Here is a 24,422-nt window from a genome sequence, read left to right on the forward strand (position 1 = left end):
TTCACATACTATACAACGATATATAATTGTATTTTGTGCAATATTTGCGTATTATAAGTATCGATAATCCGTGCTCTAGCATAAAATGTTATTATCTTATGAATATGAATAACCTCCTATTAACCCGCGAACAAGCTACCGACGCACTAAATAGCGGCAAAATTGGCATCATGCCCACCGATACGGTCTATGGCCTTGTTGCTCGTGCAGATAACGAGCAAGCCGTTGCGCGCGCCTACGCTTTAAAAGACCGCGAGCGAAAGCCTGGAACACTTATCGCAGCCTCGATTGAACAGCTCGTGGATCTTGGCGTACCTCAAGAGGAAATCGCTAAAGTAGCAAAGTGGTGGCCAAACCCCTTAAGCGCCGTCCTGGTAATGAACGGGCGAGAATACCTTCATCAAGGAGTTGGCGATATTGCAATGCGTGTCGTGTCCGACCCCGCAATCATAGAAATTCTCAACAACACTGGACCTCTCATTACCTCAAGTGCCAACTTGCCTGGCCAACCGGGTGCCACTTCCCTGGCCGAAGCATATGCATACTTTGGGCATGCAGTCGATTTTTACGTTGACGGCGGCACCATTGCCTCGACGCAACCTTCTACAATCGTAAAGCCCGTTGGCGACGAAATCGTCGTCTTGCGCCAAGGCGATATTACCTTATAAGCGACCAATCTTAGGAATCGCAAATGGCTCGTTAAGGTACTTTTTATAAAGATTTATACTTTCCTCGTGATCAAACGCGATCTCATCAGATGGAGGTAAAGCATTCAAGTTGAACCACCGCACTTCATCACTTTCCCAGTCCTTTTCGCCGGTTTTCTCCACAGCCTCGGCCATATAAATAAAGTCAATATTCTGCCTGTCTTCATGAGGCCGGTTTGGATTGTCGTTTACCCTAAGTAGCATAAGATCGCGAATCACCCAGCCAGATTCCTCCATTGTCTCTCGAATACCAGCCTCTTCAGTCGTTTCGTCGCGATCGACATACCCGCCTACAAAACACCACTTGCCCGCCTCAAGCAACCCTTGGGCTCGTTTTGCAAGAAGGATTTCTCCGTTTTTTACCACAATACACCCCACTGTTGCATGGCGCATGCTATTTTGACTTCCGTTTTCGAACGTACATGTAATCATGCCGTCATTATACGCCGCGCGCGCCGCTTTACTTCAAGTTATCCACAGATTATACTGATAGGAATGAAAATTTTGGGAATTGAAAGCAGTTGCGATGAAACAGCCGCCGCTATCGTAGAAGATGGCCGCGTTCTTCTTAGCAATGTCGTCAACTCCCAGATAGATATTCACACTCATTACGGGGGTGTCGTTCCCGAGGTTGCCGCCCGCAGCCATATCGAGGTTATCAATCCGGTCATCAACCAAGCGCTCTCTGATGCTCAGCTTACGTGGGATGATATCGATGCCATTGCCGTTACCTATGCACCAGGATTGATCGGCTCGCTTTTAGTTGGGACGCTTGCCGCGCGCACACTAGCAGTGCTAAAAAACAAACCCCTCTACCCCATTCATCATGTGGAAGCGCACGTCTACGCAAACTTTCTTAACAAAACAGCACCTGAATTTCCTATGCTCGCCCTTATTGTTAGCGGCGGCCATTCACAGCTCGTTCTTTTTCAAGATCATGGAAATTATGAACTTCTTGGTCAGACTCAGGATGACGCTGTAGGAGAAGCATTCGATAAGGTTGCAAAAATTATCGGCCTCCCTTACCCTGGTGGCCCTTCAATTGCCAAGGCGGCGGCAAACGGGGACCCTTACAAGTACAGGCTGCCAAAAGCACGAATGCAAAACCCGTACGACTTTAGCTTTTCAGGCCTTAAAACAGCCGTTCTAAGGGCCGTACAGCATGAAGTGGGTGTCGACTTTACTTTTCCTTCGCACGAGCTCTCAGCGCGTTTAAATGACGCTCAGCGTGCAGATTTTGCCGCTAGCTTCCAGCGAATCGCCGTCGAAACGCTCGTCGACAAAGCCGAGCAGGCATTCAAGGACTACGCGCCTAAATCTGTTGTTATTGCCGGAGGTGTTGCAGCAAATCAGGAACTTCGTCGTCAGTTGTCGGAACGACTTCCCCTCGCTATCGAGTACGCACCTATGAACCTCTGTACCGACAACGCAGCCATGATCGCAACACTCGGCTATTACTACGCGCAAAAAGTTCAATCGGTCGACCCTTTCAATCTTGAGGTCATTCCTAGTATCTCTATGACAAAAACCGCCTGGGCTAAATAGCAACAGACGGCCTTGATTTGAATAATCGTTGTGTTAATATCAACGATTTTTTATTTTCTGGAGAATCTTTTTTGCAGCTGGGAGCGCTTTCACCCATACCCCATACAGTGGTGAAAGTGGCTTGTCGTACGTTCCCGCAAGCATGTCCTCGTGCGAAGCAAAGCCCTGCTTAAATGTACTCACTCCATCATTTAATAGGCCGTTAAAGTCGTAACGGGATATTCCCCACTTCTTCATCGTGCGGATAACCTGCCATTTTAGTGCGTAGTTCGCCCGCAGGCGCTGCCCCTCATCGTTCATGCCACCATATAGTTCAAACGCAGTCTCCTGGCTGATTGCCAGCCATAAAAATGCGATTGGCTTGCCACCAGCAAATGCCGCGAACACCGGCGAATGCTCGCCCAGATTATCAAAAATATCGTAATAGTACGCGTCGGCATGAATACCAAACCCAGCTCGTTGCGCCGTCTCTTTATATATTGCCAGGCAGCCATCAAGCTCTTCCCTGCCCTTCACTTGCCGAATCTCTATCGCCTCGTTACCAGATTTACGAATATACTGTCGCGTTTTCTTTGTCATGTCCGCCATTAACACCTCTTCGGTGTTCGTAAGATTAAGGATAAGAGTTCGAGGAATAAGAATGGTATTGGCCGACTGTCTCCATCCATCTACCTCTGGAAAAGCCTCCCAATCGGGCTCGGCGCTTATTGCCACAGCACCATGAACACTTTTAGCGTGCTCTGCGAGCGCACGCATAGTCACTACCCTATCCTTTTCGCTCGCTACCGGACCTCGTGGAACATACACCAGTGCTTTAAACGGTGTTGGTAGCTTGCGGATCAGTAGTTGCGCGGCACCGACGATTTCTTCGCCCGATTTTACAAAGACACGCTCCACCCTCCAGTTATGAGCAGCCTTCGTCTCCCCCCAGCCCCAAAGCTGCAAAGGGTGCCCTCCCCTGCTAAGAATTTCATCGTCCCAAACCGATTGCGAATTGCACGTTTCTACCGTAGTCATATCCTTGATTATACACTGCCTGGGATTGTGCTATAATAAAAGTCGAAACAAACACGTGAAACACAAGGAGAGGAGCATGAGGCTACGTTTTCGTATGAAAACGCCGTGTTGCTTGTGCACTCAATTTTTCACGTGTAAACACTAACTAAGAGAGTCGTCACCCCTATGAATTTAGCGAAATCCTACGATCCAAACCAGTTTGAACCAACCATATACGCCATGTGGGAGACCGCGAACGCATTTGCGCCAACAGGCAAGGGCGAACCGTACAGTATCGTCATGCCGCCACCAAACGCAAATGGTAATCTACACCTTGGCCACGGTCTTATGGGCGCGCTCGAGGATATTCTTGTCCGCTATCACCGCATGAAAGGGAAGGATGCTATTTTTATCCCAGGCGCCGATCATGCAGGGTTTGAAACATGGGTTGTTTACGAAAAAGCACTCGAAAAAGAAGGGAAGAGCCGGTTCGACTTTTCACGCGAGCAGCTTTACAGCCAGGTTTGGAACTTTGTCGAAAAACAGCGCGGTAACATGGAGCTACAGCTACGGGCACTAGGGGTGAGTGCCAGCTGGAGCGATCTCGTATTCACGCTCGATGAAAAGGTAATTGGCACGGTTTACCAAACCTTTAAGCGCCTTTGGGACGACAAGCTTATTTACCGTGGCGAGCGAATCGTTAACTACTGTACTGTTCACCAAACCAGCTTTGCCGATATAGAGGTAGAGCACAAAAACGAAAAGTCGAAATTATGGAAAATCGCATATCCAACCCTCGATAAAATCGGTGAAGTTATTATAGCGACAACACGTCCAGAAACCATGTTTGGCGACACGGCAATTGCCGTTCACCCAGATGACGAACGTTACAAACACCTTATCGGCACGCGCGTGCTCTTGCCGCTTACCGATAAAGAAATTCCTATCATCGCCGACGAATACGTCGATCCTGCCTACGGAACCGGTGCGGTAAAGATCACACCAGCCCACGACCCGAACGATTTTGAGGTAGGGGAGCGTCACAAACTAGAACGCGTCCAGGTTATCGATTTTGACGGCAAAATGATCAACGTCCCACCCCAGTTCATGGGACTCGACTTTGAAACAGCCCGAAAACGCACGCTTGCCGCACTTGACGCCGCCGAACTTCGCCGCGGTGAAGATAACCTAGAACACGCCGTCGGTCACTGTTACAAATGTGGAAGCGTCATTCAACCCCTCATTAAAGACCAGTGGTTCTTAAAGGTTCAGCCACTCGCCCAGCGAGCAAAGCAAGCGCTCGAGGCAGGGGATATCGAATTCTTTCCCGCCAGTCGCAAAAACGTTCTTGCACAGTACTACGACAACCTTCGCGACTGGAACCTGAGCCGCCAAATTCCTTGGGGCATTCCAATTCCCGCCTTCCAAAACATCAACAACCCCGATGATTGGATTTTCGATGATCGTGTTGATGAGGCAACTATCGATGTAAATGGTACAACATATAAACGCGAAGAAGACACCTTTGACACATGGTTCTCTAGTGGACAGTGGCCGTTCATTACTACCGATTACCTGCAAAAAGGCGAACTTGCCCGTTTTTATCCAAACAGCGTTATGGAAACCGGCGGTGACATTCTTTACGCATGGGTCGCCAAGATGATTATGCTCGGTCTTTACGCTACCGATACAATCCCATTCAAACACGTGTATCTTCACGGTCTCGTTCTTGATGAGCATGGTCAAAAGATGAGCAAAAGCAAGGGAAATGTTATCAATCCAATGGCACTTATCGCCGAATACGGCTCCGACGCGCTTCGTTTGGGGATTATTTCAAGCCGTAGTGCCGCACAAAACCAGGCATTCGCCGTTAGTAAGGTGGTGGCCGCTCGAAACTTCTGCAACAAACTGTGGAATATCGCTCGCTTTATAGAAGGCAAGCTTGGCGAAGGGGCAACTGGCAAAAAGCCCGAGCCAAAGACCATGGTTGACCACTGGATTATCCGCGAACTTACGGGCGCTGCTACAGATATCGACAAGCAGCTCGAAAACTACCGTTTTGCCGAAGCTGGCGAGATTATCTATCACGCTATCTGGGACAACGTTGCCGACTGGTTTGTAGAGGCCAGCAAAACTCAAGACAACCCCGAAATGCTTGCCTGGGTGCTTGATACGAGTCTTAAAATTGCACATCCGTTCGCGCCGTTCGTCACCGAAACAATCTGGCAGTCACTTAACTGGCACAACGACCTGCTTATTTCGACAAGCTGGCCCGAGGCAATCGCCTACGACGAAATTGCGGCAGCTGAATTTGAGCGCCTACAAAAGCTCGTTGTTGAGGCTCGCTACGTTACGGCCGAACTACCAGGCAACGAACGCTACGCAATGCTGTACCAAAACGATAGCCTTGTCGCCGACAACGCCGACCTTATTCGTCACCTTGCGCGACTAAAAGAGGTGAAAGCGACAGATACGCCGCGAGGCCTCCGTCTTGCCGCCTCTGGGCGCGAAGCATGGCTCGACGTTTCGGAAGAAACGCTATACGAACACCAAACCAACCTCGAAGTCCGTCTTGCTGAAACGAAGGCATTTGTCAACACTCTCGAGGCACGACTCGCAAACGACAGCTACACCCAAAAAGCGCCCGCGCATCTGGTTGAGGAATCGCGCGAGCAGCTAAAGGCAAAGAAAGTCCTTATCGATCGTCTAGAGGCCGAGCTTCAGATCTTAAACTAGCGGTAAATTGTAGTTATCGAACGCGTGGTGGCCGCGGCTAGCAAACTTTTGCATAAGGTGTTTTTTGTCGTGGCGTGCATTCGGCTGCATGCTTGGTGATGGAGTGCCAAGATCACGAATAGCATGACCCAGCGAATGTCGCTCGGTGTGCGTATGAAAATCGGTCGCAAAATTAATCGTCTTAACATTACCCTCGCTAGCAGCAGGGGGAGTCATAATTGCCGAGGCCATTTTATCGATCTTTGCGTCATGAATAAGAACACCCGTAGCGGTGCTGAGGCTCATAAGAACGATAAGTGAATTGAAAAGTTTTGTAAGCATATTTTTTGTTTTTATAGGGTTTACAAATACAAATATAGCATATGCTTTATGAATTGTCAATTGTGTGTCGTTCTAGGAATGGTGGTACGGATTGCCTGCTGCAATCTCTTGTGCACGGTATAGCTGCTCGGCCAAAATAAGGCGAACAAGTTGGTGCGGGAAGACCATAGGGGATAGCGAGAGGACAAAATCCGCGCGGCTATGAATGCTTTCGTCGACGCCATAAGCCCCGCCAATAGCAATCACTACAGGACGCGAAGCCTCAAGTGGGGCAAGTAAAAGAGTTGAAAGGTTAGGAGAGCTGATGGCTTTGCCGCGCTCGTCGAGCAACACCACAAACTCGTTGCTATTTATGCGCGAAAGTATGCGCTCAGACTCTTCCTGACGCGCCATGGCGCCCTCGCGGGCTGAATGCGGTAAAAGTACCCACGACGTATCGAACGGACGTTTGAGGCGCTTTTCGTAACGTTCTATACCTTCGGCCACCCACGATTCGTGGCGCTTGCCGACCGCAACAATCCGAATTGGCATTATACGCGCAGTTTCTCAGCCAAAGCCGCTAGCGCTACGTGGTCAGGCTCGGCTGCCCCTACCGATCGAGTGTAGTCATCTGTATTCGTAAAAGGAATCAATTGAACGTGAGCGTGAGGTACATCTACCCCAATAACTTTTTCACCTACATAAGGAACATTCAGTACTTCACGAAAATGACGGGCGAGCTTTTTAGATGTAGCCATCACTGCCTGGTAAGTCTCGTCGTCGAGATCCCACAAAAACTCCACTTGCTTTTTGGGCACAACAAGCGTGTGGCCCACCACGGTTGGGTGAATATCCAAAAAGGCGAACGTACGGTCGTCTTCGTAGATTTTATGCGACGGAATTTCGCCATTGATAATTTTCGTAAAGATTGACTCTTGCATAGAGATATTTTAGCATTTTTGGTACAATACCTGTTAGGTTTTGGAGAGATGCAAGAGTGGTTGAATTGGCCGCTCTCGAAAAGCGGTGAGCCGGCAACGGTTCCGAGGGTTCGAATCCCTCTCTCTCCGCCAAGAAAGAAGAGAATTATTTTATGTCAAAACAAGAAGAAAAAACCGTTCCACAAGATAGCTCATTGGCAATTGTCGCCCTTGTATTGGGTGTTGTGTCCCTTACCGGCCCAGGGCTTATTATGGGTATTCCCGCTATCGTTATTGCTATTATCGCGCTTAAAAAGAAGCTTCCGGGCAGGGGAATGAGTATTGCCGGACTGATTACCGGTATTGTTAGTACCGTACTTTCGCTGATCTTCCTTGTGTTTATGATTTTTATGATGGTATGGAGCATTAATCACCCCGAAGAGTTTGAGGATTACCCGCGAACTCCCCACACGCAGCGCCTTCAGAGCCTTTGATTGACGCCTAACAGCGACCCCCGTGGCCTCTGATTGATTTTTTTCACACGATTGCCTATCATGGGTTATGGCTCACGAAATATCTCGTTTTAATCACTTCGACACTATTCCATCACGGCTCCAGCTCGTCGACCCAGCTCAAAGCACCCCTGAAGGGCCCCTTCGCTTTATAGAGACGCGCGGACCCAACAACCCAGATCTTGGAGTTTTTCTTTGCAATTTACAAGCTTTCCCGGAAATTGCCCGCATGAGGGACGCGTGCGACGAACGACTAGCTACCGACATATCCCTCCAACAGATGTTCTACGAGGCAATCCCGTCGCCAGAACTTCACTCGACAATCCTACGCATAGGCACACTCCGCAGTATAGAACCACAGGCGATCATGGACTTTTGCCAAAAGCTTGGCCAACAGCTTAAGGGGTTCGCACGCCCCGATCTTGTCATGGGCAACGACATCATCATTGGAGATGGGATAATATTCACCATTGAACCCAAAGAACCTCGGGTAAATAATCCTCTGGCAGTTGTACGCCAGCTTTCATTGGTAGCACTACAAGATGTTGGAATGACAAACACAAATCAAACCTACAGTAGTGAGTTTACAGCTCATAGCACCGATAGGTATGCCCGGGCGCTTACAGATGACCGATCGGAACTCCAGGAATTATTGACTGTACCGCCTATTGAGCCGGCCAACTTTCAGCCCGACGCCGTATACGTCGCTGTTAATTGGCCTGCAAGAAATGAAACGACGGGTTACGGTTCTTATCCATATAGAGTAATCGCAAGAATATCGTTCAACACTGGCGAAGTGATGTTTGAATAAGGATGTTTTCACCAAGAAAAAAGACCCATCTTACGATGAGTCTTTTTTCTTGGTACACCCGACAGGATTTGAACCTATGGCCTTCGGCTCCGCAAGCCGACGCTCTATCCAGCTGAGCTACGGGTGCAAAATGCGGCGTCACACACTAAAACGTGCATAACTCCGCTTTTCGTGTAACTAGAAGGTGCTTTCGTTTGCTGTTTTACGAGCAGCGAACATCGGCTATTGTACCATGTATTTGCTAAAGAGGGCAATATCAGATACGAAGTTTGTGAATAATCTTATCAAATAGGTCACGGTGAAGCTCTTGCATGGGCAATCGTGACGCTAAAAGGTCGACAATCTGCTCGCCAGCTTCTTCAGGAAAGTACACCGAAACGCCAAGCTTGAAGCGTTTTACTGGAATAAGCATAACGGAATATTCTTTGCCGTCGTGAATCACACCAAAGCCCTTAAATTCGGCAAAAGGGTAGAGTACGTCGTTAATATGGAGACCTTGACGACTAAGCGTATAGTCGAGCGTGCGCGGCGGGCGATAGTTATAGACAAGTAACGCCGCCGCCATAACGGGGATAAGAATAGTGAAGGTAATTGAGTCAATCAAGAAAATAGATGCCGCCATAAGAGCAACGACAACAGCTGTAAAGATAACAAACCACATAACTGGCTTGTCGTGGTGGATATACTCGGCCGCCTGCCAGCGAACCGGCTCATCAGCCGCAACGGGTGTTGTTTGAGTTGCCGCAACGGGTGATCCCGCTGCTGCGTAAGATGCTTCGTCTGGAGTGAGTGTCACTACTGGTTCGGCGACAGGCTCGTCAGTAACTGCGGGTGCCACATATGGAGCCTGCGAAGGTTGCTCTGGCGGAGTCTGCCAGTCGGTCGGTTTACGATCTGGTTGCATACTCACAGTATAGCATGAGCATGACGCTTGATTGTAGGCAAAAGAAACAAAAAAAGCAGCTTTTAAAAGCTACTCTTTTCATGGCGGAGGAGGGGAGATTCGAACTCCCGCTTCAGGTCTCCCCAAACTAACGATTTAGCAAACCGTCCCCTTCAGCCACTTGGGTACTCCTCCGTGCCTGGTTATTGTAGCACAATACAGAGGCCAGGAGTAGACTTTTTGTTAGTTTTTTGCTATAAATAGAATATATGGTGTAGAACCAGATGGAAGGAGAATGTATGAAACTCACTCAAATCATCCAATCTAGTCTTCTCGGCGTTCTCGCTGCTTCTTTAGTGATAGTCTTGCTCGGTACAACCACATTTGCTTTCGACGGAACGATGAGCGAAGGAGCTGAATCTGCCCGAGGTATCGACCAAGCCACAACCTTATTTGGTGCAGCCGGTATTTTTACAACTATTAGCAACGTCATGCTTTTTCTCGTGGGCGCAATTAGCGTTATTATGATAATTATCGGTGGTCTCCGCTATGTTATATCTGGTGGCAACACCGGAAATGTTGCTGCTGCCAAGAATACAATTCTCTACGCAATCGTAGGGCTCATCATCGCAATTATGGCGTACGCTATCATTAATTTTGTTATCGGCAGCTTTGTTCCTGGCGGAGCTGGTGGCGGTATGGGCGGCACAAACGTCTAGTTAAAGTATCGCCAAGAAAAAAGACGTCCAAATGGACGTCTTTTTTCTTGGCGGAGAGGGAGAGATTCGAACTCTCGGTACCATTGCTGGCACGACGGTTTTCAAGACCGTTCCCTTAAACCACTCGGGCACCTCTCCGTAGAGGAACTGAAAACTATTTTAACAGATAGGATGCGGTTAGTCGAGAGGTTGTTTTGCGATTACCGCCACCCAAATCTGGCGAGCGCCAGCCTGGCGCAGCACATTGGCCGCCGAGCGCAATGTTGCGCCTGTCGTTGTAATGTCATCAACAATAAGATATACGGCATCGGAACGGAGGGGATGGCTTAATGCAAAAGCGGCCTCTGCCTGTACTTGGCGCTGCTGACGTGAAGAGCCGCGCTGTGTTGTGCTGGTCGTTCGTACAAGAACTTTCTGTACCGCTAGTGACCGTTTTTGCGCAAAACACCTTGCCATCAAAAGTGCATGATCGTACCCGCGTGCCCGAACATGGGACGGTATTGTTGGAATTGGTACAACAATTGTCTGAGGGGGAAGGTCGTCGACACATTCATCGAGAAGAGTAGCGAGGGTTTTGTAGCCCGCTTTTGCATTCTCGAACTTATAGCAGTCAATGATTTCGCGCAAAACACCACTACGCTCTCCAACACACCACGCCTTTTGATATGGCAAAGTGCATAGTCTACAGGTGTTACGCGTGGTTGCCGCCGAACACTCTATACATTCATCAAACGATTCACTAGTGATGTCATATTTACAATTGTCACATAAAAGTGACCCTATTTTACCGCATCCGCAACAGAGGTGTGGAGCTATGTATGATAAGAGGGTGTCAATCATTGTGTTTTTTACGTTTTGCACATTCCTTGTGTTGATTATACTGTAGTTGTTGGTTATAATTGAAGAGACTATTTGTCAATAGAGCCTAGAGAAAAGTGGAGGATATCATGGCCCGTAAACAAAACGATGATCTACTGATCGAAGATGAACTTGCCGCTGCGTTTTTGAACGACGATGAGCTCACCCAACAACAAACAACAAGCCAGGCGCAAGCCCCGGCTGCCGATGATTCGGCATGGGAAGACAACGAAGATGACTTTCCGGGTCAGCTTGCCGTAGATGTCTACGAAACCGACGAGAAACTTATTGTCAAGGCCCGCACAGCAGGCGTTAACAAAGAGGATCTTGATGTGAGTATTAGCGATGGTATTTTAACTATCAGCGGTACACTTTCAAGCGGTGACGATACAGATGCGACTAACTGGCACATTCAGGAATGTTATTGGGGTGAGTTCAGCCGTACGCTCGCGCTTCCAGTTGCCGTAAAAGAAGATGAAGTAGGGGCAGTCCTAAAGGACGGCGTTCTTACGATCAGCTTCGGCAAAATCAAGCAAGAACAAGCAAAGAAAATCACTATTCAATAGAGACGATCTCGCAAATAAAATCACCTGGGTATCCGGGTGATTTTATTTGCCGAGGCAGGGGAGTATGTACAAAAAAATAACGCCGTATTACGGCGTTATTTTTTTAAAAAATCTACGAACTAAGCGTCGGCTGCAAAGCTACCGATAACAAAGTTGACAAGTGCGTACGCGAGAATCGCGACAACAATACCTACGATTGCGTAGAGAATTGTATTTTTAGCGCTTGTAACAGCTCCGCTATCACCACCTGATACAACGTAGCGAATACCACCGATAATAAGCATGATGACCGAGATAGCACCGATGATAAAGAGAAGAACGTTGGTAATCGTCTTAAAGACACCATCGTCACCGAACAAATCAGTTTGCTGATCTTTACCCTTAGATGAGTTAGCGCCATCTTGCAAACCTTCGTCGAATGCCTGCGCGCTAGCCTCGATTGGCTGTAAAACTGGTGCTACCATGCTAATACCAAGCGCTAGTGCCGGTACGATAAGTAAGCTTTGGAGGCTTTTCTTAATTATATTCTTCATTATTGTTCCTTTCTTAGGATTACTCTACCTTATTTTATAGCAGATACGATGGTTTTTGTTAAGTGTGAACCGACTAAAATGCGCCAACCACAAAGTTAACGATGGCGTACGCCATAATGGCGACAATAAGTCCAATGACAGCGTACAATATCGTATCCTTGGCACCCTTTATCGCACTACTATCACCGTTTGAGGTGGTGTAGCGAACGCCGCCGATAACAATCATAACCACCGCAATTGCACCAAGAATGTACAGCAGGATATTGACAACTGTTTGGATGCGACTACCGAGAGAGGTGGCGTTGCCACCCTCATTGCCGCCAACATCGTTGATACCCGTTGTAATGTCACCTGCGGCATCGGCTAGTACCGTGTAACTAGGCACGAAGGATACGATCCCAATAAGGGCAACGACTGATAATAGGACTACTTTTATTTTATTCACTAAATTCTCCTTTTTTAAAATGCGCCAACCACAAAGTTAACGATAGCATACGACATAATGGCAACGATCAATCCTACGACAGCGTAAAGAATTGTATCCTTGGCACCCTTTATCGCACTGCTATCACCGTTTGAGGTAGTGTAACGTATACCACCTATAACGATCATAATCACCGCAATCATACCAAGCACGATAAGAAGGGTATTGATGATAATCTTTACCATACTTGAGGCATTATCGGTACCCTGAGCCTTACAAACAGCCGTATCGGGATTATCGGCACATTGGTCGAAAACGTTTATCGCCATCGCACTCGGTGCAGGCAGGGCAACGGCACCAACCCCAGCGACCAGCGCTAGTGACATTATAATTTGTTTCCATTTTTTCATGATTAGAACCTCCCTAGAACAAACTGCGTTATAACAAATGCGCCTATTATGACAACTATACCAATAATCGCTCCCAAAATCATATCCTTGGCGCGCTTTACCGAGCCGGCATCGCCGTTCGAGGTGGTATACATGTAGCCGGCCATAACAATAATAACTACGCACACCATTCCGGCAACACCGTAAACCGTCGTCAGAAGACCAGCGATAGCTGCGTTCGCATCTGTAACCGGCTCGACACCGATTGATCCCGGGTCTATCTTATCGGACGCGGCAAAAAGAATACTTTGAAGACTCATTAGCTAATTGCTCCTGCGATAAGATTAACGATAGCAACCGAAAAGATAGAAAGAACAAGGCCAATAACGGCGTCCATGATAATCTTTTTCGCTTTTGCAACCTCGCCCGGATCGCCAATTGCGGTCATATACTTGAATCCACCCCTTATGATGTATCCAACCGCTAGGTAGCCAACGATTTGCAGTGCCATTTCGATAACGTTAAGAACGATCGTCCATATAAATGTCGGCAGACCGCCGGCTTGTTGTGGGCTTTTAATATTACAGACGCCATCGGTTAAGCCTCTATACCATGCAGGAAAGGTAAGTAGACGCTCACCACACGCCTCGGCGGCAAGTGTTGTTTGAGGCAAGGCGACGGCCATTGTGGCACCTCCTAGTGTTGTTGCGAATAAAAGTGCGGCAGTCCAGTTTCGTATTTTATTTAACATATAGTTTTCCTTTACTGAAATATTCCACCCGGAATGAGAAAGTTTAAGAGGAGGTACATAGAGGCGTACGCCACGATACCAATCGCAACATTCCTTATAACATCTTTGGCTTTTTTAGTTTGCTCGGCACTGTCAGAGGATGTCGTGTAAAGGATTGCGCCGTACGTTATACCGCCAACCGCCGCAATACCGATACCTGCCGTTAAAATGTTGAGGACCAGCAAAAGAATACCCCATACACCACTCTGTGTAGTGCCGGCATCTTTTCCACCCGTTTGGTCGCAAACAACCAGCGAGGTTTGCACGCCACCGCAACAATAAAGACCTTTGTCTGGCTGCGGTTGACATGCAGCCCCGACTGTTTGCGGGATACTTATAGCGATCGTACCCATAACTACTAACGCAAGGACAATAATTTTTTGTTTTATTCTATTCATACCTGATTATAAGATACGATATAACTAAAGCGGAAGCAAGTAGTGATACTCAAAATATATATCGTGCACGCATAATTTCCATATATACGCATACTATACATAATGGTGTTTTTTACATTGACTTTTCGAGTATAAGATGGTACCATAACAGAGATATGTGGGATCTGCGAATTGCAACTCCATTCGGTAGAATATCGAAATGGAGTATGATGATTTTTGCCGCAGCGCTTCTTGCGGCTTCTTTCGCTATAGCATTCCTTGCTAGCACGCCTGTTCATGCGGCCGATGGACAATGGAACGGTGACGCGCTTCAATACGGACAAAACCAATATACGTTCGTAGGAACGGCAGCCGCCGGTGATAGTCGCGGCATCCCAGAAGGCTCAAAGATCTACGGCTATGTTGAACCGGACACTTCTGGGGCAAGCAATCCCACAAAAAAAGCTCATCTTATTTACTTTGCACCAGGCGTAGACCCGGGTCAGGCAACCGCCGCCACCTACACTGCTTACGATCTTAATGGCGCCACGTATAGCAATCCGACAGGAAAGACTTCTATAACTATGGAGCCCCGAGCCGCCGCTAGCGAAGGAACGACCTCTTGTGACAGCTCCTTCACCTTTGGTGTTGGGTGGATAATTTGTCCGATTACAAACTTTTTTGCCAGCGCTATGGACTGGCTATTTAACGTTCTTGCGGGATTCCTGGCGGTTCGACCTGTCCAGTCTAGCCAAGAAAACGCACTATACCGCGCTTGGTCGGTTATGCGTAACTTTGCAAACGTTGCGTTTGTTATTGGCTTCCTTATTATTATTTACTCGCAGATCACAAATATCGGTCTTTCTAATTACGATATTAAAAAAATGTTACCGCGCCTTATTATTGCAGCTGTGCTTGTTAATATATCGTACTGGATTTGTTCAATCGCAATCGACATTTCTAATATTATCGGCTATTCGATTCAAGATATATTTATCTCTATGCGTAATAATCTTGTCGGTGGAGAAGGGAATAACTGGGATCTGGTTAGCTGGAAAAGTATCGGCGGATTTATTCTTTCGGGCGGTACCATTGCGGCCGCGACGGGAATTGGTGGGTTTGCGCTACTAGCCAGTGCCGGAACGGTAGGTGGTGCGCTGTACATGCTTTTGCCAATCCTCCTCGGAGTCCTTATCGCCGTGTTAGTAGCACTCATGGTCATGGCGGCGCGCCAAGCAATTATTACTATATTAGTAATAATTTCGCCGCTGGCATTCGTGGCATACCTTTTGCCGAATACCGAGAAGTACTTTGAGAAGTGGAAAAGTCTTGGTATGACCATGCTTGTTATGTTCCCGATGTTCTCGATCGTATTTGGTGGATCGCAACTTGCCGGAATTGCAATTATTCAAAATGCGGATTCTATTAATACTGTCATTCTAGGTATGGCAGTGCAGGTTGCCCCTGTTGCAATTACGCCACTGCTATTGAAACTCAGCGGATCGCTCCTTGCTCGAATTGGCGGTATTATTAATAACCCAAGCCGCGGACTTATCGACCGCACGCGAAACTTTGCAAACGAGCGCCGCGACCAGCGAAAGGCAAAAGCATGGGCAACGCCGCTTAATAGGCGACGCGACGCCTTTGCTCGTGCCTCGCGTGGTATAGACAACAAACGCCGTGAGCGCGAGGGCTGGCAGAAGGCCAACGAGGCCATGGTGGATGCAAACTGGGCTAACAGCCAAGTAAACTCTGATATCCAGCAGCGTGCCCTGCAAGCAGCGAGCGTTAAAGATACCGGTGACAATCTAGCTCAGCGCAGGTTCGAGGCATCTAAGCTGACAAACGCCGCTATGCAGGATCTTGATCTAAATGCCCGTGCCGCCAAACTGGACCTTGATGTGTCTAAGGCACGAGTTGAAGCAAACTGGGAGGAACTTAAAGCGGGCGATGGTCGAAATATCGTTCAGCCGGCAGGCCTTGCGGGCAGTGCACTTGCCACTTATATCGCTAGTCGGGTCGATCCGATTAGTCAGAATGCTATTAATGCCGGTATCGAGGCGCGACGCGAGCAATCTGCAGAACATGTACAAAAGCGTGTATTCTCTGAAGCATTGGAAAACAACATCGCTCTGCAACAAGCAGCTGGTGGTATAGATGCCAACGGTTCGCAGCGAGCATTGGCATACGCCCTTAAGGAACGACATAGTGCGCGTCGTGAAGCGGTTGATAACGCAAACTCTATTATTGAACATAGCAACGTTGACGACAGGGGTACCCTCGAACTTGCAGAGGGACGAGCCTTCGGCAACGTTCAAATTACGGATGATATTCAAGAAGCCGCTATTATTAAGGTTGCCTCCGCAGGTAACGTGAATAACATCAACCACTTGATGGAGAACCTAGATATTTCCCCAAGCGGCAACGAAAACCACCGTATCGCTTTTGTTGAAGCACTTAAAAAGAACAGCGCAGCGCGACCTAAGTACGTTGGGTTTGCTCGTATGAACGCTATTACACAGGGTGTCGCCGACGGCGGTGTAGAGGGTCTTGATAACATGATTAAGTCTACCGTTGAAGCTCTTAAGTTCTCTCCTGAAGTATTGGTGTCGCAAGACCAAGACGCGCTTAAACGTATGGCTGAAGCTATTAGTCGCAATAAGGCGCAGTACGATCCCGTCGCACTTTCTGACCTTAAGAAGCGAATTGATACGGCATTTAAAGACGAGCGTCTCAATGTTCGATTGGGTGAACGAAGGCCTCATCTTGAGACTATTATGAGTACACTTAGCGACGTGCCTTTCCCTCCAGACCCAGCCCCTTAGGCCTTAGCACCCAACTCTAGTCCGACACAATTAACCGTTCTCACACTCGCAGGGCGGCGTATTTTTTAAATTACATACACCTCTGATACGTATCCTACACACACCATATGTAGTGTATGTGGAAAAAATTAGACCCCTTGCATTTTTTTAGTATTGCGATATAATAAAAAGTACAAAAGAGTTTTAAGTGCCCACATAAGTGCGCAAGGAACCGTGTAATGAGTTTAGAACAACGACACCGAACACCAAATTCAGGCGAAACGCCAGAGGGGGAGGAGCGTGCGTTGAACAGCTCGACTACGACCGAAACCTACCGAATCCCCGGCAGCGCCGACCAAGAGCAATTCGAGGAAAGCACCTACGATCCTAACAGGCAACGTGGTAAACGAAGGGGCCTTCGTCTTATTGGCGCAAGCGCGGCATTGGCAGTAATTCTTGCAGGTGGTGGCTATGCACTTACCCGCGGCGGCGACAATGTAGAAGCCAAAACCCCACCGGTAGCGACCGCGCCTGCAGATCCAGGCGAGACAGCCCCATCCGCTCCAGGCGGCGCTGAGGTTCTTAATAATCTCACCTTGGCTAATTTTCCGTTTGAAATTGACGGAAAGACATATGAAGGATTCGACGCATTCAAAGAAGCGTTCGCTATTGATGCAGGCGACTACACGGAATATAACGTTACCGATGCACACCCAGAGGTGGTAGAAGACGGGAAACAGGCCACTGCCGAGGTTGTTAGCCTCATCAATAAATGGCTGAATTACGATATCACAACCATTGAAGGCGTCGCACCCGAAGTGATGGACAAATACGAATATACTCGACCAGATGGTTCTTCCTATGCTGGAGAATCTGCTCTTAAGCGAGAGTTTGTCGATACGGCGTTCGAACAGCTTCTCTTTGAGAAAACCGACCTTAAGGGCGTTACATACCCGACCTCGTTCATCGACGACATCAAGACTATCGCAGCAAAGGTCCAATCACTAAGAGAATTCACCAAAGACGAAGCAAATCCTTACAAAGGTGAGTTTGTTATCGTTGATCCACCATCTATGTCTATTGGCTACAAACACCTCGATCGTCCAGGAATTGCCGTAGGCACTACCGTCACCGTTCAATACCGCGATAATGCCAGCGCAAATAGCGTCGGCGAAGACTCACGCTACTCTGCACCTATCGGCCTTGAGAATCCCTACATATGGGAAATGGGGCTCGATAGTTCTGGTACTGTGCAGGCTGGAGAATATAGCCCTCGTGACCGCGCAGGCGAATTTGGACCATATTGGCGAATCGCAGGATTCGACAACAGTCCAAAGAAAACGATGTAACCAGGCATTCACAAAAGAAAGGCTCCGCAAGAGCCTTTCTTTTTTTGTCACTTTGCGACATAATTTAGCGTAAGTACTATGAAAGCAAAACTGTTCGCGCTCTTAGGGTTGATTATCGCCTCGACAGGCTTGGCTCTTATTTTGGGCAGCACTCCCGCACATGCGGCAGGCGAGAAATACCGGTGGATCAACGAAACAACGATTGAAGCAAGCGGCGGACTTTACAATAACGTTACTGCCGCCAATAACGGCGTTTTAAATTTTCCGCGTAACGGCAATACGTTTATTGTTTTTAGCGACGGCGACTGCGACATTACGCTTACTATCGCACCGTCACCTGATAATAAAACAGGAAAGCTAACGACCCAGGGATGTGACGAGCCAGCAGCTGGATTTGATCGTGATATTACAATTACTAATCCTGAAAACGGCCCTCCAGTCGGCACCTTTCCTGCACCAACCGAGACTGGCGATGAAGGGGAAGAGGCCGAAGATAAAACAAGCTGCGCAGTAGATGGTATCGGTTGGATTATCTGCCCGGTCATGACGTTCTTATCGCAAATTGTCGACTCCGCTTACTCAATAGTCGCAACCCTTCTTGGCGTACAACCACTTGTAACAACTGGCGAGGAGAGTTCAAAGAATATCTATAATGCATGGTCAATCATGCGAAACTTCGCAAACGTCGCATTTGTTATCGCCTTTCTCTTTATTATTTTCTCGCAGATATCGAGTATAGGAATCACCAACTATGGTATTAAAAAGATGCTCCCTCGTCTTATCATCTCGGCAGTGCTCGTCAATATATCCTACTGGATATGCGCCGTTGCGGTTGACGCCTCTAATATTGCTGGCGCGTCAGTAAAGGAACTATTCGACAGTCTCGGGTCTAGCTTTGCAGCACCAACAGCCAAATTAGACCCTTCTCAAACCGGAGAAGGGTGGACAGGTATTGCCGGTGCGATACTGGCCGGAGGTATAGCTGGAGGTATAGCACTTTATGTCGGCCTGTCCGCCTTCATTCCGATAATACTCGCTGCACTCGTGGCTATTATTACCGTATTTCTTGTTTTGGCATTACGACAGGCACTTATTATTCTCCTCGTTATTATTGCTCCTCTTGCATTTGTCGCATATCTACTTCCGAATACAGAAGATCTGTTTAAAAAATGGAAGGGACTACTTCAAACCCTACTCTTAATGTATCCCATCATATCACTTATATTTGGTGCATCGGCGTTAGCCTCTACAGTTATCATGACCACTGCGGGGGGTAGTGGGATTACAGAGATACAAAAGATAACGATGCAAATCATGGGTGCTGGCGTTGCTATTATCCCGCTTGCACTAACGCCAATTGTGATGAAAACCGCCGGCGGTGTACTTAATAGGTTCGGTGGCTTTATTAACAACCCGAACAAGGGTCCTTTCGATCGTATGAAGAAAGGCGCCGAGGGGTATCGTAAGAACCGCCAGACACTTCGCCAAAACAGGGCACTGAACGGTGGGCGAAGACTTCCATTCTATGCAGGGAGTGTAAAAAGCCGAGCACGACGTAATGCCGTGAATGCCAGTCGCGAAGCTGGGCTCCGCGATGCACAAACGCGCTATATTAGTGAGCAGGCTAGGGCTAACGGTGGCGACAATGTGTTTGCCTCGCAAATGGCTGGCGGAAGTCGCGTAACAGATGCGAACGAACGAGCAAAAACAGCCGTTGTCGCCTCAGCTCTAAGTCAAGAAAAGAAGAACTTCCAAGAAGACGTTTCGAATATGGAGGCGCTCATTAAAGTTAACTTCGACGACCCTGCAAAAGCGTTGGAAAAGGCAATCGCAGAAGGAGATCGAACCTCGGCCGTCGCCGCTCAGAACATCTTATTTGGATCGGGAAGTAGCGGTGTTACTAAATTTCGCCAGGTGATTCAAAATAGCGAAAATAGCGCTGATCCGACCACTCAGGCTGGACTCGCTAGCGTATCCAGCGATCTCCGATCGAACATCAAGGACAAGCATGGTCAGTACGCAAAGCAGAAAGGTGCCGACGTAACAGCCTGGGCAGCATCAACAGATGCCAAGCTTTCAGACACATACGCAAAGCCTCTCTCAGACAACGATCTTGCAGGCCAGCATGAAGGGAGTATGGCAAAGATGGTGGCACATGGGGATATATCATCCGAACAGGCACGGCGTATGTTAGGTGATCCACGAGTTAGTGCTAATCTCGATAACGACCAGAAGCGACACCTTACAAATGCAGCTGGCGGCGACCTTCGCGCAACACCATCGCGCGATGAGATTGATATAGCACATGAAGAGGCGATAGTACAAAACGCACTCCACGGGATGAATAATAATAACCCGCCAAACCCTCCGAACCCACCTAATCCACCAAACCCTTAGTGGCTATAATCGCCTATGGTTATTGCATCTAGTGATCTGATATACTTAACATAAATGGCAGTATATAAAGTACCTCAAGACGTCGAAGCCGACGATAAACTAATCGGCCCGTTTAGCTTTAGGCAGTTTATTTACTTAATTATTGCCGTCATTAGCATTGCGATAGGGTGGGGGTTGAGTCAATTATTTATTCCCCTCGCAATTATCCCTTTGCCGCTGATTATATTTTTTGGTGCACTAGCATTGCCGCTTCGCAAAGACCAGCCAATGGAAATTTACCTTGCCGCCGTTGTGTCGTTTTACTTAAAACCACGCAAACGTCTATGGCAGCCCGATGGCATTCAATCGCTGGTTGAAATTACCGCACCTAAAGAAATAGAGGTGCAGCGAGCAAAAGACCTTTCGCAAATGGAAGCGCAACAGCGCCTTTCGTACCTTGCTGATATTGTTGATACCGGCGGATGGTCGGTTCGAGGCGTTGGTATGCCAGTGACAGATAGCGCCATGCAAAACGATGCTTACTACGAAGCGCAACAAGCCGTGGATATCCTCGACAGCTCAGCCGGTGTTTCGCAGTCGTTCGATACCATGATTAGCCAATCCGACGCCAAAAGACGACAAGAAATGGTAGAGCGCATGCACCAGGCGCCAGAGCCGGTAGCAGCTCCACCTCGAATTACTCCGCCGCCCATTGCCGACCCTTATGCAGCACTCACCCCGACGCCTGCCGTTGACACGAGCAACGATCCGCATGTTACTTTCAATCCATACCCAAACTCTATTCATCAGTCTGTTATTGTTCCTCTTAGCGAACAGCTGCCGCAACCAGCCGTCGCTGCTCCTCCGACCACTGTTGCACCAGTAGAGCCAGCAATTCCGGCGCCATCTGTGCCCGAAACTACTAGCGAAAGACCTGTCTCTCCTGATATAATAAACCTTGCAAATAACTCCGATTTATCTATCGAAACCATTGCGCACGAGGCTAATCGAATTCATCAAAAGGAAGAGGAGAAACTTCCCGAGGATGAAGTAGTCATATCACTGCGTTAGTTTAAATAAATCGAGCAAGGAAGAGTGGGAACGTGCCGCCAAACAATCAACAACCTCAGGCGATGCCAACCGGTGCACCGGCGAGTCCGCCGAATCCAGCACCAGCGGGTACAACAATCCAGCAGCCTAAAACCGCGCCGCCACTAAACACGACGCAGAATAGTTTGCTGATATCTGAAATTCGCGACAGTATGGTGATTATGAGCGATGGAAGTTTTCGCGCGGTTATCGCCAGCAAGTCTATTAACTTCGACCTTATGAGCTCACGCGAACGCGAGGGTGTTGAATTTAGCTACCAAAACTTCCTTAACGCCTTGTATTTTCCGATTCAGATTTTTATTCGTTCGCAACGCGTCGACATCGGTCCCTATATCGACCGTCTCTCTACTATTCGCAGAGCTCAGGACAACATGCTACTTAATGTTCTTATGGACGATTACATCAACTTTATCGATGCACTTTCCCAAGAGGCAAATATCATGGATAAAAGCTTTTTTGTTGTTATTCCGTATTTTCCGGCCGGCGACCTGAACAATGTTATTGAACAGAGCAAGGGTATTTTTGGAAAGCTCTTTTCAAAGCCACAATCAACAGCAACAAGGATCGACAAAGCATCGTACGAAAAGGCAAAAGATGAAATCAAAAACCGTGTCGACTCCGTTACAAGCGGGCTCTTTCAGATTGGCGTTAACAGCGTTCAGTTAAACACCAAAGAACTAGGTGAGCTGTACTACAACGTCTACAACCCAGATACGGCCGTCCGTGAGCCACTAGGCGATTTTGAGCGCGTTACAAGTACATACGTTCAAAAGGGTCAGGGTGAAGCGCCACGACCACACCTACAAGAAGGGGAGATGTAAAAATGGCTAAGAAAAAACTCGACCCGATTGATATTGCCGCCGAACAGCGCGCACGCGAACAAGCAGAAGTTGAGCAAGCTTTTCTAAAAGGCATGACAACGCTTCGCGACCTTATTGCGCCAAGCAGCCTTGAAATCCACGCCAGCCATTTTCGCTTGGGAACAAAATACGGGCGTACGCTATATATCTACGGCTACCCACGCCAAATCTACACAGGCTGGCTAAGTTCGCTTATCAATATCGATGAAGTACTTGATATTAGTATGTTTATCTACCCGGTCGAAAGCCAGGTTGTCCTAAATAATCTTCGCAAAAAGGTGACGCAACTTGAGGCCTCGATGTCGATCAACAGCGAAAAGGGGCGCACTCGCGACCCTGGTCTTGAGGCGGCCCTGCAAGACGCCGAAGAACTTCGTGACCAATTGCAGGTTGGATCTGAGCGATTCTTCCGTTACGGCTTGTACGTAACACTTTACGCCGATAGCCTCGATGAGCTTAGTTTTGTTCAACACAAAATCGAAACACTCTTTGGTCAGCAACTTATCTTTAGCAAGGTAGCAAGCAGCCAGCAAGAGCAGGGGCTTAACAGTACGATCCCACAGATGAGCGACCAATTACAGATTCGCCGCAACATGAACACCGGTGCGATCAGCACAAGCTTTCCATTTACAAGCGCCGACCTTACTCAAGAAAAGGGCGTTTTGTACGGTATTAACATGCACAACAACGGCCTGGTTATTTTTGACAGGTTCAGCCTGGAAAACGCAAACATGGTGGTATTTGCAAAGTCTGGTGCTGGTAAGTCGTTTACCGTTAAGCTCGAAGCGCTTCGCAGTATGATGGTTGGCTCGGATGTGCTTATTATCGACCCAGAAAACGAGTACCAAAAACTTTCCGATGCCGTAGGCGGAAGCTATATTCGACTCAGTCTAAACGCCGACACGCGAATTAACCCATTCGACCTCCCCAGAGTTATCGATAGAGAAGAGGCAGATGACGCACTGCGCGCAAACCTCGTAACACTCCATGGTTTGTTCCGCCTCATGCTTGGTGGTAGCCAAGCAACGGCAGCGGGACAGATGATGTCGGCGCTAACGCCGGCCGAAGAAGCCGACCTTGACCAAGGCTTGATTGATACGTATGCTCGCGCGGGTATCACGAGTGACCCACTCACGCACAATTCGCTTCCACCAACAATTAGTGATCTCTACGATACGCTTCTCCACATGGGTGGCACAGGGCCAGCGCTAGCACAGCGTCTTCGTAAATACACCACTGGTACGTTTGCCGGTATCTTTTCGCAGCAATCGAATATCGATATCAATAACCACATGGTCGTCTTTAATATTCGCGACCTCGAAGACGAACTTCGCCCGGTCGCTATGTATATCGTGCTTTCCCACATTTGGAACATTACTCGTAGCGAACAGCGCAAGCGCATGTTGATCGTTGATGAGGCATGGCAGCTTATGAAGTACGACGACTCCGCAAACTTCTTGTTTTCACTTGCGAAACGCGCGCGTAAATATTATCTGGGGCTCACAACAATTACCCAGGATGTCGAAGACTTCATGGGAAGTAAAATGGGCCGCGCGATCGTGGCTAACTCATCTATGCAGTTACTCCTTAAGCAATCATCGAGTGCCGTCGACGTACTTTCGGATGTCTTTAAACTTACCGAGGAAGAACGCAAACGTCTTGCCAACTTCCCAGTAGGGCAGGGTTTGTTCTTTGCGGGACAAAACCACGTTCATATACAGATTGTGGCAAGTCAAACCGAGACAGGGCTTATTTCGACCAACCCAATGTCACAGCCTCAAATGCAACCCCAGCAACCAGCAGAACAACCTATGACCGGCGGCTACACCAATCCCGGGGATAGTAACGTATAATAAA

General features: G+C 48.2%; 26 protein-coding genes and 4 tRNA genes. 14 read left to right on the forward strand and 16 right to left on the reverse strand.

Annotated elements, in window-relative coordinates; translation table 11 throughout:
• Nucleotides 1–104: 104 nt before the first annotated feature.
• Complete coding sequence (locus HZB75_04970) at nucleotides 105–668, forward strand: threonylcarbamoyl-AMP synthase (GenBank protein ID QQG50843.1); 564 nt, start codon at nucleotides 105–107, stop codon at nucleotides 666–668.
• Here the strand turns inward: HZB75_04970 and HZB75_04975 are convergent.
• Nucleotides 663–1,139, reverse strand: coding sequence for an NUDIX hydrolase (locus tag HZB75_04975; protein ID QQG50844.1), 477 nt, complete (start codon nucleotides 1,137–1,139; stop codon nucleotides 663–665). The genes HZB75_04970 and HZB75_04975 overlap by 6 nt on opposite strands.
• 63 nt (nucleotides 1,140–1,202) lie before the next feature.
• Here HZB75_04975 and tsaD point away from each other — a divergent pair, with 63 nt between their 5' ends.
• Nucleotides 1,203–2,252 carry a tRNA (adenosine(37)-N6)-threonylcarbamoyltransferase complex transferase subunit TsaD gene (tsaD, locus tag HZB75_04980; protein ID QQG50845.1) on the forward strand — a complete coding sequence of 350 codons (1,050 nt, stop codon included), beginning with the start codon at nucleotides 1,203–1,205 and terminating at the stop codon, nucleotides 2,250–2,252.
• A 39-nt stretch (nucleotides 2,253–2,291) separates the two neighbouring features.
• Here the strand turns inward: tsaD and HZB75_04985 are convergent, their stop codons facing one another.
• Nucleotides 2,292–3,269, reverse strand: coding sequence for a peptidoglycan bridge formation glycyltransferase FemA/FemB family protein (locus HZB75_04985; protein ID QQG50846.1), 978 nt, complete (start codon nucleotides 3,267–3,269; stop codon nucleotides 2,292–2,294).
• 165 nt (nucleotides 3,270–3,434) lie between these two features.
• Between HZB75_04985 and HZB75_04990 the strand changes: the two genes are divergently transcribed.
• The gene (locus tag HZB75_04990) at nucleotides 3,435–5,984 is read left to right on the forward strand and encodes a valine--tRNA ligase (protein QQG50847.1); all 2,550 of its coding nucleotides are present in this window, start codon (nucleotides 3,435–3,437) and stop codon (nucleotides 5,982–5,984) included.
• Here the strand turns inward: HZB75_04990 and HZB75_04995 are convergent.
• The 3 genes from HZB75_04995 to HZB75_05005 all read right to left on the reverse strand — a co-directional run bounded on the left by HZB75_04995 (nucleotide 5,976) and on the right by HZB75_05005 (nucleotide 7,225).
• Nucleotides 5,976–6,305, reverse strand: coding sequence for a hypothetical protein (locus tag HZB75_04995; protein QQG50848.1), 330 nt, complete (start codon nucleotides 6,303–6,305; stop codon nucleotides 5,976–5,978). The two genes, HZB75_04990 and HZB75_04995, sit on opposite strands and share 9 nt — an antisense overlap.
• Nucleotides 6,306–6,377: 72 nt before the next feature.
• Entirely contained in the window at nucleotides 6,378–6,836 is a 459-nt protein-coding gene (locus tag HZB75_05000; GenBank protein ID QQG50849.1) for a 23S rRNA (pseudouridine(1915)-N(3))-methyltransferase RlmH, read from the reverse strand.
• Nucleotides 6,836–7,225: an HIT domain-containing protein gene (locus HZB75_05005; protein QQG50850.1), complete on the reverse strand. Its 390-nt coding sequence runs from the start codon at nucleotides 7,223–7,225 to the stop codon at nucleotides 6,836–6,838. Before HZB75_05005 ends, HZB75_05000 begins: the two co-directional genes overlap by 1 nt.
• Nucleotides 7,226–7,267: 42 nt before the next feature.
• On the opposite strand from HZB75_05005, the gene HZB75_05010 reads away from it, so the two are divergent.
• The 3 genes from HZB75_05010 to HZB75_05020 all read left to right on the forward strand — a co-directional run bounded on the left by HZB75_05010 (nucleotide 7,268) and on the right by HZB75_05020 (nucleotide 8,527).
• Nucleotides 7,268–7,357 (forward strand) — tRNA-Ser (locus HZB75_05010).
• Nucleotides 7,358–7,377: 20 nt separating this feature from the next.
• Nucleotides 7,378–7,698: a DUF4190 domain-containing protein gene (locus tag HZB75_05015; GenBank protein ID QQG50851.1), complete on the forward strand. Its 321-nt coding sequence runs from the start codon at nucleotides 7,378–7,380 to the stop codon at nucleotides 7,696–7,698.
• 67 nt (nucleotides 7,699–7,765) lie between these two features.
• On the forward strand, nucleotides 7,766–8,527 hold the full coding sequence (locus HZB75_05020; protein ID QQG50852.1) for a hypothetical protein: 762 nt from the start codon (nucleotides 7,766–7,768) through the stop codon (nucleotides 8,525–8,527).
• A gap of 50 nt (nucleotides 8,528–8,577) precedes the next feature.
• Here the strand turns inward: HZB75_05020 and HZB75_05025 are convergent.
• The 3 genes from HZB75_05025 to HZB75_05035 all read right to left on the reverse strand — a co-directional run bounded on the left by HZB75_05025 (nucleotide 8,578) and on the right by HZB75_05035 (nucleotide 9,605).
• Nucleotides 8,578–8,654: transfer RNA gene (locus tag HZB75_05025), tRNA-Arg, on the reverse strand.
• A 129-nt stretch (nucleotides 8,655–8,783) separates the two neighbouring features.
• A complete protein-coding gene (locus HZB75_05030; protein ID QQG50853.1) occupies nucleotides 8,784–9,431 on the reverse strand; it encodes a hypothetical protein in 648 nt (215 codons plus the stop codon).
• Between the two features lie 81 nt (nucleotides 9,432–9,512).
• A tRNA-Ser gene (locus HZB75_05035) sits at nucleotides 9,513–9,605 on the reverse strand.
• A 104-nt stretch (nucleotides 9,606–9,709) separates the two neighbouring features.
• On the opposite strand from HZB75_05035, the gene HZB75_05040 reads away from it, so the two are divergent.
• The gene (locus tag HZB75_05040; protein QQG50854.1) at nucleotides 9,710–10,129 is read left to right on the forward strand and encodes a hypothetical protein; all 420 of its coding nucleotides are present in this window, start codon (nucleotides 9,710–9,712) and stop codon (nucleotides 10,127–10,129) included.
• A gap of 48 nt (nucleotides 10,130–10,177) precedes the next feature.
• On the opposite strand, the gene HZB75_05045 is transcribed toward HZB75_05040, so the two are convergent.
• A tRNA-Ser gene (locus tag HZB75_05045) sits at nucleotides 10,178–10,267 on the reverse strand.
• A 39-nt stretch (nucleotides 10,268–10,306) separates the two neighbouring features.
• On the reverse strand, nucleotides 10,307–10,801 hold the full coding sequence (locus HZB75_05050) for a ComF family protein (protein QQG50855.1): 495 nt from the start codon (nucleotides 10,799–10,801) through the stop codon (nucleotides 10,307–10,309).
• A 275-nt stretch (nucleotides 10,802–11,076) separates the two neighbouring features.
• Between HZB75_05050 and HZB75_05055 the strand changes: the two genes are divergently transcribed.
• Nucleotides 11,077–11,553: an Hsp20/alpha crystallin family protein gene (locus HZB75_05055; protein QQG50856.1), complete on the forward strand. Its 477-nt coding sequence runs from the start codon at nucleotides 11,077–11,079 to the stop codon at nucleotides 11,551–11,553.
• Nucleotides 11,554–11,672: 119 nt separating this feature from the next.
• On the opposite strand, the gene HZB75_05060 is transcribed toward HZB75_05055, so the two are convergent.
• The 6 genes from HZB75_05060 to HZB75_05085 form a co-directional block, all read right to left on the reverse strand.
• The gene (locus HZB75_05060; GenBank protein QQG50857.1) at nucleotides 11,673–12,086 is read right to left on the reverse strand and encodes a hypothetical protein; all 414 of its coding nucleotides are present in this window, start codon (nucleotides 12,084–12,086) and stop codon (nucleotides 11,673–11,675) included.
• A gap of 73 nt (nucleotides 12,087–12,159) precedes the next feature.
• Nucleotides 12,160–12,531 carry a hypothetical protein gene (locus tag HZB75_05065; GenBank protein ID QQG50858.1) on the reverse strand — a complete coding sequence of 124 codons (372 nt, stop codon included), beginning with the start codon at nucleotides 12,529–12,531 and terminating at the stop codon, nucleotides 12,160–12,162.
• 14 nt (nucleotides 12,532–12,545) lie between these two features.
• A complete protein-coding gene (locus HZB75_05070) occupies nucleotides 12,546–12,920 on the reverse strand; it encodes a hypothetical protein (GenBank protein QQG50859.1) in 375 nt (124 codons plus the stop codon).
• A gap of 2 nt (nucleotides 12,921–12,922) precedes the next feature.
• Nucleotides 12,923–13,219, reverse strand: coding sequence for a hypothetical protein (locus HZB75_05075; protein ID QQG50860.1), 297 nt, complete (start codon nucleotides 13,217–13,219; stop codon nucleotides 12,923–12,925).
• Complete coding sequence (locus HZB75_05080) at nucleotides 13,219–13,650, reverse strand: hypothetical protein (protein QQG50861.1); 432 nt, start codon at nucleotides 13,648–13,650, stop codon at nucleotides 13,219–13,221. The genes HZB75_05075 and HZB75_05080 overlap by 1 nt, the downstream gene beginning before the upstream one ends.
• An 11-nt stretch (nucleotides 13,651–13,661) precedes the next feature.
• Nucleotides 13,662–14,087, reverse strand: a complete 426-nt coding sequence (locus tag HZB75_05085) for a hypothetical protein (protein ID QQG50862.1) — start codon at nucleotides 14,085–14,087, stop codon at nucleotides 13,662–13,664.
• Nucleotides 14,088–14,293: 206 nt separating this feature from the next.
• Between HZB75_05085 and HZB75_05090 the strand changes: the two genes are divergently transcribed.
• The 6 genes from HZB75_05090 to HZB75_05115 all read left to right on the forward strand — a co-directional run bounded on the left by HZB75_05090 (nucleotide 14,294) and on the right by HZB75_05115 (nucleotide 24,418).
• On the forward strand, nucleotides 14,294–16,891 hold the full coding sequence (locus HZB75_05090; protein QQG50863.1) for an oligosaccharide repeat unit polymerase: 2,598 nt from the start codon (nucleotides 14,294–14,296) through the stop codon (nucleotides 16,889–16,891).
• Nucleotides 16,892–17,109: 218 nt separating this feature from the next.
• Nucleotides 17,110–18,219 (forward strand): hypothetical protein, encoded by a 1,110-nt coding sequence (locus HZB75_05095; GenBank protein QQG50864.1) that lies wholly within the window; start codon nucleotides 17,110–17,112, stop codon nucleotides 18,217–18,219.
• A 78-nt stretch (nucleotides 18,220–18,297) separates the two neighbouring features.
• Nucleotides 18,298–20,616: an oligosaccharide repeat unit polymerase gene (locus HZB75_05100; protein QQG50865.1), complete on the forward strand. Its 2,319-nt coding sequence runs from the start codon at nucleotides 18,298–18,300 to the stop codon at nucleotides 20,614–20,616.
• Between the two features lie 54 nt (nucleotides 20,617–20,670).
• Nucleotides 20,671–21,666, forward strand: a complete 996-nt coding sequence (locus tag HZB75_05105) for a PrgI family protein (protein ID QQG50866.1) — start codon at nucleotides 20,671–20,673, stop codon at nucleotides 21,664–21,666.
• 428 nt (nucleotides 21,667–22,094) lie between these two features.
• On the forward strand, nucleotides 22,095–22,526 hold the full coding sequence (locus tag HZB75_05110; protein QQG51374.1) for a hypothetical protein: 432 nt from the start codon (nucleotides 22,095–22,097) through the stop codon (nucleotides 22,524–22,526).
• A 2-nt stretch (nucleotides 22,527–22,528) separates the two neighbouring features.
• Nucleotides 22,529–24,418: a DUF87 domain-containing protein gene (locus HZB75_05115; protein QQG50867.1), complete on the forward strand. Its 1,890-nt coding sequence runs from the start codon at nucleotides 22,529–22,531 to the stop codon at nucleotides 24,416–24,418.
• Nucleotides 24,419–24,422 lie beyond the last annotated feature (4 nt).

The organism is Candidatus Saccharibacteria bacterium, from assembly GCA_016432585.1.
In the GTDB taxonomy this organism is placed as follows: domain Bacteria; phylum Patescibacteriota; class Saccharimonadia; order Saccharimonadales; family Saccharimonadaceae.

Excerpts from the sequence above, each read along its gene's own strand:
- HZB75_04990 (QQG50847.1), top strand. The coding sequence starts at position 3,435 with ATGAATTTAGCGAAATCCTACGATCCAAACCAGTTTGAACCAACCATA.
- HZB75_04995 (QQG50848.1), bottom strand. The coding sequence starts at position 6,305 with ATGCTTACAAAACTTTTCAATTCACTTATCGTTCTTATGAGCCTCAGC.
- tsaD (QQG50845.1), top strand. The coding sequence starts at position 1,203 with ATGAAAATTTTGGGAATTGAAAGCAGTTGCGATGAAACAGCCGCCGCT.
- HZB75_05070 (QQG50859.1), bottom strand. The coding sequence starts at position 12,920 with ATGAAAAAATGGAAACAAATTATAATGTCACTAGCGCTGGTCGCTGGG.
- HZB75_04985 (QQG50846.1), bottom strand. The coding sequence starts at position 3,269 with ATGACTACGGTAGAAACGTGCAATTCGCAATCGGTTTGGGACGATGAA.
- HZB75_05040 (QQG50854.1), top strand. The coding sequence starts at position 9,710 with ATGAAACTCACTCAAATCATCCAATCTAGTCTTCTCGGCGTTCTCGCT.
- HZB75_05015 (QQG50851.1), top strand. The coding sequence starts at position 7,378 with ATGTCAAAACAAGAAGAAAAAACCGTTCCACAAGATAGCTCATTGGCA.
- HZB75_05080 (QQG50861.1), bottom strand. The coding sequence starts at position 13,650 with ATGTTAAATAAAATACGAAACTGGACTGCCGCACTTTTATTCGCAACA.
- HZB75_05085 (QQG50862.1), bottom strand. The coding sequence starts at position 14,087 with ATGAATAGAATAAAACAAAAAATTATTGTCCTTGCGTTAGTAGTTATG.
- HZB75_05000 (QQG50849.1), bottom strand. The coding sequence starts at position 6,836 with ATGCCAATTCGGATTGTTGCGGTCGGCAAGCGCCACGAATCGTGGGTG.
- HZB75_05060 (QQG50857.1), bottom strand. The coding sequence starts at position 12,086 with ATGAAGAATATAATTAAGAAAAGCCTCCAAAGCTTACTTATCGTACCG.
- HZB75_05005 (QQG50850.1), bottom strand. The coding sequence starts at position 7,225 with ATGCAAGAGTCAATCTTTACGAAAATTATCAATGGCGAAATTCCGTCG.
- HZB75_05055 (QQG50856.1), top strand. The coding sequence starts at position 11,077 with ATGGCCCGTAAACAAAACGATGATCTACTGATCGAAGATGAACTTGCC.
- HZB75_05090 (QQG50863.1), top strand. The coding sequence starts at position 14,294 with ATGATGATTTTTGCCGCAGCGCTTCTTGCGGCTTCTTTCGCTATAGCA.
- HZB75_05030 (QQG50853.1), bottom strand. The coding sequence starts at position 9,431 with ATGCAACCAGATCGTAAACCGACCGACTGGCAGACTCCGCCAGAGCAA.
- HZB75_05100 (QQG50865.1), top strand. The coding sequence starts at position 18,298 with ATGAAAGCAAAACTGTTCGCGCTCTTAGGGTTGATTATCGCCTCGACA.
- HZB75_05020 (QQG50852.1), top strand. The coding sequence starts at position 7,766 with ATGGCTCACGAAATATCTCGTTTTAATCACTTCGACACTATTCCATCA.
- HZB75_04975 (QQG50844.1), bottom strand. The coding sequence starts at position 1,139 with ATGATTACATGTACGTTCGAAAACGGAAGTCAAAATAGCATGCGCCAT.
- HZB75_05095 (QQG50864.1), top strand. The coding sequence starts at position 17,110 with ATGAGTTTAGAACAACGACACCGAACACCAAATTCAGGCGAAACGCCA.
- HZB75_05075 (QQG50860.1), bottom strand. The coding sequence starts at position 13,219 with ATGAGTCTTCAAAGTATTCTTTTTGCCGCGTCCGATAAGATAGACCCG.
- HZB75_05105 (QQG50866.1), top strand. The coding sequence starts at position 20,671 with ATGGCAGTATATAAAGTACCTCAAGACGTCGAAGCCGACGATAAACTA.
- HZB75_04970 (QQG50843.1), top strand. The coding sequence starts at position 105 with ATGAATAACCTCCTATTAACCCGCGAACAAGCTACCGACGCACTAAAT.
- HZB75_05115 (QQG50867.1), top strand. The coding sequence starts at position 22,529 with ATGGCTAAGAAAAAACTCGACCCGATTGATATTGCCGCCGAACAGCGC.
- HZB75_05110 (QQG51374.1), top strand. The coding sequence starts at position 22,095 with ATGGACGATTACATCAACTTTATCGATGCACTTTCCCAAGAGGCAAAT.